Source organism: Rhodoferax sp. (genome assembly GCF_011391645.1).
GTDB lineage: Bacteria > Pseudomonadota > Gammaproteobacteria > Burkholderiales > Burkholderiaceae_C > Rhodoferax.
Genome location: NZ_JAABQC010000022.1, coordinates 21,951 through 32,253 on the forward strand (window position 1 = coordinate 21,951; position 10,303 = coordinate 32,253).

10 protein-coding genes are annotated in these 10,303 nt (G+C 60.3%); 7 read left to right on the forward strand and 3 right to left on the reverse strand.

Going from position 1 to position 10,303, the window contains the following annotated elements; genetic code table 11:
• Positions 1 to 49 precede the first annotated feature (49 nt).
• On the reverse strand, positions 50 to 1,282 hold the full coding sequence (dprA, locus tag GPS82_RS04800) for a DNA-processing protein DprA (protein ID WP_296491592.1): 1,233 nt from the start codon (positions 1,280 to 1,282) through the stop codon (positions 50 to 52).
• Between the two features lie 21 nt (positions 1,283 to 1,303).
• Positions 1,304 to 2,506 (reverse strand): LysM domain-containing protein, encoded by a 1,203-nt coding sequence (locus GPS82_RS04805; RefSeq protein WP_296491594.1) that lies wholly within the window; start codon positions 2,504 to 2,506, stop codon positions 1,304 to 1,306.
• Between the two features lie 130 nt (positions 2,507 to 2,636).
• Between GPS82_RS04805 and def the strand changes: the two genes are divergently transcribed.
• The 6 genes from def (at position 2,637) to fba (ending at position 7,875) form a co-directional block, all read left to right on the forward strand.
• Positions 2,637 to 3,146, forward strand: a complete 510-nt coding sequence (gene def, locus GPS82_RS04810) for a peptide deformylase (protein ID WP_296491597.1) — start codon at positions 2,637 to 2,639, stop codon at positions 3,144 to 3,146.
• The gene (gene fmt, locus GPS82_RS04815) at positions 3,143 to 4,102 is read left to right on the forward strand and encodes a methionyl-tRNA formyltransferase (RefSeq protein ID WP_296491599.1); all 960 of its coding nucleotides are present in this window, start codon (positions 3,143 to 3,145) and stop codon (positions 4,100 to 4,102) included. Before def ends, fmt begins: the two co-directional genes overlap by 4 nt.
• 68 nt (positions 4,103 to 4,170) lie before the next feature.
• A complete protein-coding gene (locus GPS82_RS04820) occupies positions 4,171 to 4,848 on the forward strand; it encodes an AzlC family ABC transporter permease (protein ID WP_296491619.1) in 678 nt (225 codons plus the stop codon).
• On the forward strand, positions 4,845 to 5,207 hold the full coding sequence (locus GPS82_RS04825; RefSeq protein WP_296491602.1) for an AzlD domain-containing protein: 363 nt from the start codon (positions 4,845 to 4,847) through the stop codon (positions 5,205 to 5,207). Before GPS82_RS04820 ends, GPS82_RS04825 begins: the two co-directional genes overlap by 4 nt.
• An 85-nt stretch (positions 5,208 to 5,292) precedes the next feature.
• Positions 5,293 to 6,723 (forward strand): pyruvate kinase, encoded by a 1,431-nt coding sequence (pyk, locus tag GPS82_RS04830; RefSeq protein ID WP_296491605.1) that lies wholly within the window; start codon positions 5,293 to 5,295, stop codon positions 6,721 to 6,723.
• A gap of 87 nt (positions 6,724 to 6,810) precedes the next feature.
• Complete coding sequence (gene fba, locus GPS82_RS04835; protein ID WP_296491608.1) at positions 6,811 to 7,875, forward strand: class II fructose-bisphosphate aldolase; 1,065 nt, start codon at positions 6,811 to 6,813, stop codon at positions 7,873 to 7,875.
• Positions 7,876 to 8,349: 474 nt separating this feature from the next.
• On the opposite strand, the gene GPS82_RS04840 is transcribed toward fba, so the two are convergent.
• Positions 8,350 to 9,129, reverse strand: a complete 780-nt coding sequence (locus GPS82_RS04840; RefSeq protein WP_296491612.1) for an AraC family transcriptional regulator — start codon at positions 9,127 to 9,129, stop codon at positions 8,350 to 8,352.
• 116 nt (positions 9,130 to 9,245) lie between these two features.
• Between GPS82_RS04840 and GPS82_RS04845 the strand changes: the two genes are divergently transcribed.
• The gene (locus GPS82_RS04845; RefSeq protein ID WP_296491614.1) at positions 9,246 to 9,761 is read left to right on the forward strand and encodes a peroxiredoxin-like family protein; all 516 of its coding nucleotides are present in this window, start codon (positions 9,246 to 9,248) and stop codon (positions 9,759 to 9,761) included.
• Positions 9,762 to 10,303 lie beyond the last annotated feature (542 nt).

Genomic DNA, 10,303 nt, shown 5'->3' on the forward strand with positions numbered 1-10,303 from the left:
TATCGGGCGCGACGCCGAGACCAGCGCCAGGGCGCGCAACCAGCCCTGTTCAAGCGCCAGACAAGCGTTGAAACAAGCCGCCGGGCAAACGTGCCACATGGCCATTGATTTCGAGTGTCATCAACTGGGCTTGCAAGTCAGAGGTGGTGAGCCGGGTTCGTCCCTGCAAGGCATCAAGACCGACCGGGTCGAAACCGATCGCCTGCAACAGCGGGTTGCCAGCCACAGCGGTGTCAATGCCGTCTTGCGCCACTTGGCGCGCCGAGCCACTTTCTGGCGCAGCCGACCATGGCTTGAAACCCTGAAGTTCTTCCAGCACGTCCTGGGTGGATTCCACCAGTTTGGCGCCCTGCTTGATCAGCGCGTGACATCCGCGCGATTGCGCTGCATGAATCGAGCCGGGGATGGCGAACACCTCTTTGCCCTGCTCGGCGGTGAGCCGGGCGGTGATGAGCGAGCCCGACTGCAGGGCTGCTTCCACCACCAGCGTGCCGCGAGCCAGCCCGGCGATGAGGCGGTTGCGTTTGGGGAAGTTGGCGTTCAACGGCGGCGTTCCCAACGGGTATTCGCTCAGCAACAGCCCGTGTAGTGCAATGCGGTGGGCCAGTTGGTAATGAGCTTTGGGGTAAACCCGGTCCAGGCCGGTGCCGATCACGGCCAGCGTGGCAGCATGCTCGGTGCCTTCCTCGGGCAAGCCCTCCAAGGCACCTTCGTGGGCGGCGCCGTCCACCCCCAGGGCCAGGCCACTGACCACCGTCAGACCGGCCTCGACCAATGCTTTGGCAAAGAGCCGGGCATCGCGCGCGCCTTGCGGTGTGGGGTTGCGACTACCCACCACGGCCAGACAGCGCTGCGGGTCGATTGACCACGGGGGCGGCAATGACGCGGCGGCTGTTGACGCTGCATCGGCAGGATCAGCCGGCTGCGGCGGCATGAAACTGGCTTTTCCCAACAGGTACAGCATCAACGGCGGGTCGTCGATGTCAAGCAAGGCCTGCGGATAGCCGGGATCCCCCAGCGTGACAATTCTGTGCTGGCAACCGTTCACTTCACTTTGCTCAAGCCAGTTCCAGGTGGTTTCCAGCAAGGCTGCCAGCGCCGGTGGCTCGGTCCGCAGCGCTTGCGTCTGGGCCGGGGTCGACACCTGTCGCAAGGCGGAACCGGCTTGTTCAAAAATGGCTTGCGGCAGACCAAAGGTTTCGAGCAACTTGCGCGCCGACACATTCCCAATGCCAGGGCTCAAGGTCAGCCTCAGCCATGCCTTGAGCTCATCACGTTCCATGGTCGCCCGGGCTTGCCAGGGTCAATTTGGATTGACCAGCCGATCACCCACCTTGACGCTGCTGGCCATGTCGAGCACCAGGCCGTAAGACACCCTGTCAAAGGTGCGAAACACCATCAGCAGGCCATTGCGCTCGTCGGGCAGTTTGATCATCGGCCGCGCGGCATCGGTTGGGTCCACCAGGCGCGCGCCATCAGTCATGATCACCAGCACATGGCCCAGTTCCATGCCATCACGGCTGCCCCGATTGATGCTGACCACCTGGCCTTTCGCTGCATTGGCCACAGCGTCACCATAAATCGAGACCACCCGGGCCTCCACGCCGGCTGCAGGCGCGTGCGGCACGTAGCTTTGCAACTCCAGCGGTGGCTCGGGGAGCAAGCGGTCGCCAACACGCATTTCCTTCTTGGCATCAATGATGTCAATCGTGGCGGGCACGATTTCGGTGACACTCTTGCCATCGGCGCCCATGCTGTCCTGTTTGCCTTCGCTGCGCGCCAGCAAGGCTTTGCCGACGTACTGGGCCTCAAAGCCTAGCACTTCGCCGCTGACCGGGTCGATAAGTGGTGTGGCGTCGCGAAAGATGCGAAATGCCTTTTGTTTCTTGCTGGGGTCGTCCTGCAGTTGGCTTCCATCAGCGCTACGCGCATATGCGCGGTCGCCACGGGTCAGCAACACCCGGTCTTCTTTTGCGGCGACGATGCGCGCGGCAGCATTCAGGCCCTGTTCATCCACGATCAGGGGTTGGGTCAGGAAAGCCTGGATCAGGTCGCTCCTGAGCGTTGGCAGGGCGTTTGCGGCCAAATTTTCAATGCGCGTGCGCGGCGACACCCGAACTGTGGGAAGGCCCGAGCCTGGGCGCATGCTCAGGCGGGCCCGGCCGTTGCTGGTGTCCAGAAACAGCGTTTGCCCGGGATAAATCAGGTGCGGGTTTTTGATGTCGGACAGGTTCATGCCCCATAACTCGGGCCAGCGCCAGGCATTTTTCAGAAACAGACCTGAAATGTCCCACAGCGTGTCGCCTGACTTCACCGTATAACTCTGCGGCGCGTTGGGGCTCAGCTCACTCAGTGCCACACCGCTTTGGGCGACCTGGTTGGCGGTGGCGCGCTGTTGCTCGGTGATCGGGAAGTTTTGAGATAACACCGGGCCCGCCAGCAAGCCACAGGCAAGGGTGGTCCACGTCAGTTTGTTGGAAAGAGTGTCAAAAAGAGTTTTGGCCATGGTGCTTTGCATTTGATTAGTCCGCATCAGATTGTGCGCCCAAGCCCTTGTTGGGACAACGATTGTGCTTCGGGTAATGGGCATGGGAGGCCGAAAATAGCGAAAATAACGACAACTTTGAAGTGACAACATGGCTTTACTACCAATTCTTTGCTATCCCGACCCCAAATTGCACACCGTGGCCAAACCTGTGGCGGCGGTGGATGCGCGCATCAGATCCCTTATTGCTGACATGTTTGAGACCATGTACGAGGCCAAAGGCATTGGCTTGGCGGCCACCCAGGTCAACGTGCATGAGCGTCTGATTGTGATGGATATCTCCGAGGGCCGCGATGTGCCGCTGGTACTGATCAACCCCAAAATTTTATGGGCCAGCCCTGAGACGCATTTGAATGAAGAGGGCTGTCTGTCGGTGCCAGGCATTTACGACGGTGTGCGGCGCAGTGATGCCGTCAAGGTGGACGCGCTGGATGGCGAGGGCAGGCAGCAACTCATTGAGGCTGACGGCTTGCTGGCAGTTTGCATCCAGCATGAAATGGACCATCTCATGGGCAAAGTGTTTGTCGAGTATTTGTCGCCCCTCAAGCGCAACCGCATCAAAACCAAAATGCTCAAAGCCCTGCGCGAGGACCGCCCTTGAAGCTGGCGTTTGCCGGGACCCCTGAATTTGCCGCCGTGGCATTGGCGCAGCTGCATGCGGCTGGCCATGAAATTGCGCTGGTTTTTAGCCAGCCTGACCGGCCGGCCGGGCGTGGCCTGAAGCTGCATCTTTCGCCCGTCAAACAATTTGCGCTTGAACATTCCATGGCGGTCGTGCAGCCGCGCAGCCTGCGCCTGGACGGCAAGTTTCCAGAGGATGCCGCAGCAGCGCGCCAGGCGCTTGAAGCGGCACGGGTCGATGCCATGGTGGTGGCCGCCTACGGCCTGATCTTGCCGCAGTGGGTGCTGGGCACGCCGCGCCTGGGCTGTTTTAACATTCACGCTTCGTTGTTGCCACGTTGGCGTGGTGCCGCCCCGATTCACCGTGCCGTTGAAGCCGGTGATACGCTGACCGGGGTCACCATCATGCAAATGGACGCAGGTCTGGACACGGGTGACATGCTGCTTTCCCAGTCGCTGCCGATTCTGCCGTCCGACACCACGGGCAGCTTGCATGACCAACTGGCTGAACTGGGTGGGCGGTTGATGGTGCAGGCACTGGCACTGGCAGCCGTTGGCAAGTTGCAGGCAGTGCAGCAGCCAACGCTCGGCATCACCTATGCCAACAAAATCGACAAGGCCGAGGCGCTGATCGACTGGTCGCAGCCGGCGCAAAATATTGCCCGGCGGGTGCGGGCCTTCAACCCTGCTCCCGGCGCCGGCACCCTGCTTGGCGGCGAGATGCTCAAAATCTGGAGGGCCGAGGTGGGCAAGGGCGTCTTCCAGGATCCGCAGCACGGTGGAAAAATCTTGGCGATTGGGCCCGATGGCATTGCCGTCGCAGCACTTCACTCGGTCGTCCTCATCACCGAGTTGCAGCGCCCTGGCGGCAAACGCCTCTCCAGTGCCGAGTTCCTGCGCGGCTGCGCCTTGCAAATTGGACAGGTACTAGGCTGATGCGCGGCCTGCTTGTGGCTGCCCGCAGTTGGTGGCAGCACCCGGCATTCGGTCGCAGCGCGCGCGAAATGGCGTCGGTGTCGCCGGGTCTGGCAGCCTGGGGCCTGATGACCGGTGTGGCGATGGTCAAGTCGGGCATGAGCCCGTTCGAAGCCGTGGCCATGAGTTTGCTGGTGTTTGCCGGCAGCTCGCAATTGGCGGCCATGCCCCTGATCGCGGCGGGCGCGCCGGTGTGGGTGATTTTGTCGACCAGCTTTTGCGTGAATTTGCGCTTTGTGGTGTTCAGCGCCCACATGCGGCCCTACTTGATGCACTTGCCCTTGCGCTGGCGCCTGTTTCACGGCTACCTCACGGCCGACTTGAGTTATGTGTTGTTCACCCGGCACTACCACCACCCGCCCGCCAACGTGGACGAGCGGCGCGAACAGCTGGCTTACCTGAGCGGCGGCAGCCTGCTCAACTGGGTCAGTTGGCAAAGTGCCAGCATGGTCGGCATTGCGCTGGCCAACGTGATCCCGACCCGCTGGGGCCTGGGCTTTGCCGGCATCCTGGCGTTGCTGGGTGTGGGCTGCTCGCTGGCATCGAGTCATTTGCGGCGAGTTTCCGCCGGAGTCGCCGGCATGGCCGCCGTGGTGGCCTACGCCCTGCCACTCAAGCTCAACATTGTGGTGGCCATCGCGAGCGCGGTGGCGTTGTGCCTCATCATCGAAGAAACCTGGCCCAAAACGCCCAGGTTGCCAACATGATCGCCCCCAGCCTGGACGGCACGGACCTTTGGACGCTGGGGGTGATCGCCGGGCTGGCCGGAGTCACCGTGGTCACCCGCTGTTTCTTCTTCATGAGCAAAGCGCCCTGGCACCTGCCGCATTGGGCGCAACGTGGCCTGCAATATGCCCCGATTGCCGCGCTGTCAGCGGTGGTGGCGCCTGAGGTCGTCATGATGCACGGCCAGCTGATTCACACCTGGCAGGATGCCCGCATCTATGCCGCTTTGGCGGGCGCCGGGTACTTTTTCTGGCGCAAGGGACAGGGACAGGCTGTGTTGGGCACCATTGTTTCGGGGATGGTGGTTTATTTGCCACTGCATCTGGGTCTGGGTTGGTAGCGTGTGTTGCAGAGGCCCTGTTGTTGCTGCCCTGTAACTTCTTTGTGTGAAAATCAAGAAACTTTGTTACATCGGAGATAGATACATGCCACGTCGTGCGACCAAAATTGTTGCCACTTTAGGCCCGGCTTCCAGCGATCCCGCCTTGCTCGAGCAGATGATCCGTGCCGGAGTCAATGTGGTGCGCCTGAACTTCAGTCACGGCACTGCACAAGACCATATTGAGCGGGCGCGCCTGGTGCGCGAGGCCGCCAAGCGGGCTGGGCGCGAGGTGGCCATCATGGCCGATTTGCAGGGTCCCAAAATCCGGGTCGGCAAGTTTGCCGAGGGCAAGGTGTTTTTGCAGCCGGGCCAATGCTTTGTGCTGGATGCGGCGCGCACTGAACTCGGTGACGTCAATGCCGTTGGCCTGGACTACAAGGCGTTGCCGCGCGAAGTCAAAGCCAAGGACGTGTTGCTGCTCAACGATGGACTGATTGTCATCATTGTGGACTCCGTCAAGGGCGAAGCCATCTACACCACGGTCAAGATGGGCGGCGAGTTGTCCAACAACAAGGGCATCAACAAACAGGGTGGCGGCTTGACCGCCCCGGCTCTGACCGCCAAGGACATGGAGGACATCCGCACCGCCATGAGTTTTCATGCCGATTACGTGGCGGTGAGTTTCCCCAAAAATGCGACCGACATGGAAATGGCGCGCCAGCTCTGCAGCGTGGCGGCCGAGGATGGCCACCGGCCGGGACTGATCGCCAAGATTGAGCGCGCCGAGGCAATTCCTCATCTGGAGGAAATACTGATGGCCAGCGACGGCATCATGGTGGCGCGCGGCGACCTGGCCGTGGAAGTGGGCAATGCGGTGGTTCCCGCCTTGCAAAAACGCATGATCACGCTGGCCCGCGAGCATGACCGCGTGGTGATCACCGCGACCCAGATGATGGAGTCGATGATCACCAACCCGGTGCCAACCCGCGCCGAGGTGAGCGACGTCGCCAACGCGGTGCTGGACGGCACCGACGCCGTGATGCTGTCAGCGGAAACTGCCGCTGGCAAATATCCTCTGGAAACAGTGATTGAAATGGCCAAGATCTGCCACGCAGCCGAAGGCGGCGAGATGTTCAAGCTCGAGGCGGACTTTACCGGCAAAACCTTTACACGGATCGACCAGACCATTGCCATGGGCGCGCTGTTTACCGCGCACCATCTGGGTGCCAAGGCCATTGTGGCGATGACCGACAGTGGCTCGACCGCACTGTGGATGAGCCGCCACCTGATTCAGGTGCCCATTTATGCGCTCACCTCCAAAATTGCGACGCAGCGCAAAATGACGCTTTACCGCAACGTGCGCCCGCTCCTGATCGACACCAGTGCCGACCGGGACACGGCACTGGCCGAGTCCGAAAACGACCTCAAGGCGCGTGGTATCGTGCAGACAGGCGATGTCTATGCCATCACCTGCGGCGAGCCCATGGGGTCTCCGGGTGGTACCAACATGCTCAAGATCTGCCGCGTCGGGTAGGCCGCCCGCGTCAGTTTTGCCACGCTTTGAGTGGCTAAAATTAAGCTGAAATTCTGCCCAGTCACCAATCTTTAAAGGAAATTCATCATGGCTCTTGTTTCTATGCGCGAACTGCTTGACCACGCCGCCGCCAATGGCTACGGCATCCCGGCATTCAACGTGAATAATCTGGAGCAAGTGCAAGCCGTGATGTCGGCGGCTGATGAAGCCGGTGCGCCCGTTATTTTGCAAGCCAGTGCGGGTGCCCGCAAGTATGCGGGAGAGCCATTCATCAAGCACCTGATTCTGGCGGCCATCGAGGCTTATCCGCACATTCCGCTGGTGATGCACCAAGACCACGGCCAAAGCCCCGACATCTGCCAAGGCGCCATCAACCTGGGCTTCAGCTCGGTGATGATGGACGGCAGCCTGGAAGGGGACGGCAAAACCATTGCCAGTTACGAGTACAACGTGGAAGTCACCCGCAAGGTGGTTGACATGGCGCACGCCGTGGGCGTCACGGTGGAGGGCGAGTTGGGCTGTCTGGGCAGCCTTGAAACCATGAAGGGCGACAAGGAAGACGGCCATGGCACCGACGCCACCATGACCCGCGAGCAAATGCTCACCGACCCCGAACAGGCCGCCGATTTTGTCAAGCGCACCCAACTCGATGCGCTGGCCATCGCCATCGGCACCAGCCACGGCGCCTACAAGTTCACCCGCAAGCCCACAGGCGACATTCTGGCGATTGACCGCGTGATGGAAATCAACAAACGTTTGCCCAACACGCATTTGGTGATGCATGGCTCGAGCAGCGTGCCGCAGGACTCGCTGGCCCTCATCAACCAGTATGGTGGCAAGATGAAAGAAACCTATGGTGTGCCGGTGGAAGAAATCCAGAAAGCCATCAAGTACGGGGTGCGCAAGATCAACATCGACACCGACATCCGCCTGGCCATGACCGCCGCCGTGCGCAAATACATGTTTGAGAATCCGGACAAGTTCGATGCCCGCGACTGGCTCAAGCCGGCCCGTGAAGCCGCCAAAGCGCTGTGCAAACAGCGCTACCTGGAGTTTGGTTGCGAAGGCCAGGGCGCCAAAATCAAGAGCCACAGTCTGTTTGAGGTGGCCGGAAAATACGCCCGCGGTGAGTTGTCGCAGGTTGTGAACTGAGCGCTCTTGTCATGACGCGCTGAAAAAGCCACCTGCGGGTGGCTTTTTTGCTGCTGGAGACTGAATTGGGTTTGAGTCGGCGGGGGTGGGGTAGACGCCGGGCTCTCAGCGTCCTTCGGACTTTTTAATGACGCGCCCAACATCTACCCCACCCCCGCCTTGCGGTGCAGACCGATCCGATATGGGTGGTCATTGGGGCGGTGGCGCCAAATACCGTTTCAGACCCGTTGCTGTCAGCCAGTTTGCTGAAATGCCTCAGCCAAACCGGCCGTTGGCTATTGCATATCGCCGGCACGCGGGCCGCCGCTGTGGGATGACTGTGGTGATGCGCAGATGGATGACGGGGCGCAAATCGGGCAGGCCTGGGCCACCGACTGGGATTTGGCGGCTTAACCGGAACTGGACCTGGACCTTGATGTCGCGCTGCTCGCAATGGTCGGAGGCTGAAATCAACGGCAACCTGTTGAGCCTTTTTCAGTGTTTTTCTGATGGGTGAATGAGCTGCCGATTGAGGGTTCTCGCGTGTCGCCCAAGTGCGCGCGACAGTGCAGACACATCCTTGTAGCCCGATTGACTTGCCGCCCCCTTGAGTCCTTTGCCCGACTGCACTGCCCGCTGTGCAACAAGCAAGCGTACTTGAGTAAGGTACTTGCCTGGTGAAGTGCCCATGGTGCTTTTAAAGTGTGTGGCAAACAAGGTGCGGGACATGCCCGCATGCTCTGCCAGGGTCTCCAGGCTCCAACCCAGTTGCGGATGGGCATGTATGGCCACCAGCGCCTTGGCAATGCGCGGGTCGCTCAAACCGGAAAACAAGCCGATATCTGCCTTCGGATGGGCCACGAGGTGGCGAAGCAAGCCGATGAACAGCATGTTGCCAGCATGGGTCAACATGGCCGGTTGCCCGCATCGCGGGGACACTGATTCTGTCCACAACACCTGTACAGCCAGTTGCAGCGCTACATCGGCGTCTACCAGCTTTAGCACCAGGGGCTGTGCAAATTCACGCATCAACAAGGGTGCGGCTGGACCCTCCAGGTGCACCTGAAACGCCACACCCGTCATGGAAGTGCCGTGGCTTGGGGCGATGACCACACTGTGTGGCGCAGAGCCGCCGGGCACGGCCATCAGGCTGATCCAGAGCGTGTTGGCTCCCTCACCTTGGGGGTAAAGGATTGACACACGGGGTGTCACGGCCAACAACAGGGCGGACAGACGGTCGAGTCGTGGTGTGTCTGAACCGATTGAAGTAGGCATGTTGAACGAAAAGCAATAAAAAATGAATTAATCATTGCATATGGTACAAGACAATGACTTCCTCGTTCAAAAAAGGAAACCCGATGCGCAGCCAATCCCTTCTCCCTCGCTTCCCTGTGCCAGCCCTCAATGTGCCCTTGACGCAAGGCGGCCGCTTTGTGCTGGGGGCTGAGCCTGGCGACACATTTGACCTGTTGGTGTTCTACCGCGGCTTGCATTGCCCGATCTGTGCCAAATACCTGATGGAGCTGGAACGGCTTGCACCCGAGTTTGCCAGTCGTGGCGTGCAGGTGGTGGCCATCAGCAGCGACGATGCCGACCGTGGTCAACAAATGGCTTCCAAGGTGCATGCCAACGCAGTGAAGTTTGGCTACGGGCTGAGCCTGAAGTCAGCCCGCGAATGGGGCCTGTACATCAGCACATCGCGGGGCCAGACATCCATCGGTATCGAAGAGCCCGCACTGTTTTCCGAGCCCGGCGTGTTCATCGTGCGTCCTGATGGCACCTTGTACTACGGAGCGGTGCAAACCATGCCGTTTGCACGGCCGCAGTTTCAGGATTTGCTGGGTGCAATTGATTTTGCGATTGCCAAGGACTACCCTGCGCGTGGGGAATACACAGGCGCAGTGTGATCCGCTTGCGTCCGAAGCAATGAGTAGTGGGCTGGTCAAGACACCAGCGACTGTGGCGTCTGCCCCTCTTGCCACAGTCGGCGCATGGTGGCGGGCAACCACTGGGCTACCCGAAAGCGGGTACTCGCAGGTGTCAGCTCGCGCTGCGTTCCGGGGTCACAACTTTCTCCAAACCTGACATCCGCTTTGGCGCCCGACAGCCATCGAAGGTCGCTGGCTCTTTAAGACCCGTTGCTGCCGTTCAGGTTTTGAGTGTGACTGTCCGCTGCGACCATTTCAGACGTAGCCTCTCCCAATGTGACTTCGGCGAAGCTGTCATTCAACGGGTAGCTGCGTGAACTTCAGCGGCGACATCAAAGGCTTGTGGAATACTACGCTTTACGCATCTAGGCCTGCCTTGGTAGAATTTTCACACTGACTTTTTGAAGCGTTAACAACCGTTCCGGAGATCTTATTATGGTCAAACAAGCAGACCAGGTGAATGCTGCTGCGTCACCGCGCAGCGAGCCCGCGGCCTATAACATCCTGTTCATCCTGACCGA

What these genes read in the sequence shown, in the direction of transcription:
- dprA (WP_296491592.1), bottom strand. Translation starts at nt 1,282, where the DNA reads ATGGAACGTGATGAGCTCAAGGCATGGCTGAGGCTGACCTTGAGCCCT.
- GPS82_RS04805 (WP_296491594.1), bottom strand. Translation starts at nt 2,506, where the DNA reads ATGGCCAAAACTCTTTTTGACACTCTTTCCAACAAACTGACGTGGACC.
- def (WP_296491597.1), top strand. Translation starts at nt 2,637, where the DNA reads ATGGCTTTACTACCAATTCTTTGCTATCCCGACCCCAAATTGCACACC.
- GPS82_RS04820 (WP_296491619.1), top strand. Translation starts at nt 4,171, where the DNA reads ATGGCGTCGGTGTCGCCGGGTCTGGCAGCCTGGGGCCTGATGACCGGT.
- GPS82_RS04825 (WP_296491602.1), top strand. Translation starts at nt 4,845, where the DNA reads ATGATCGCCCCCAGCCTGGACGGCACGGACCTTTGGACGCTGGGGGTG.
- pyk (WP_296491605.1), top strand. Translation starts at nt 5,293, where the DNA reads ATGCCACGTCGTGCGACCAAAATTGTTGCCACTTTAGGCCCGGCTTCC.
- fba (WP_296491608.1), top strand. Translation starts at nt 6,811, where the DNA reads ATGGCTCTTGTTTCTATGCGCGAACTGCTTGACCACGCCGCCGCCAAT.
- GPS82_RS04840 (WP_296491612.1), bottom strand. Translation starts at nt 9,129, where the DNA reads ATGCCTACTTCAATCGGTTCAGACACACCACGACTCGACCGTCTGTCC.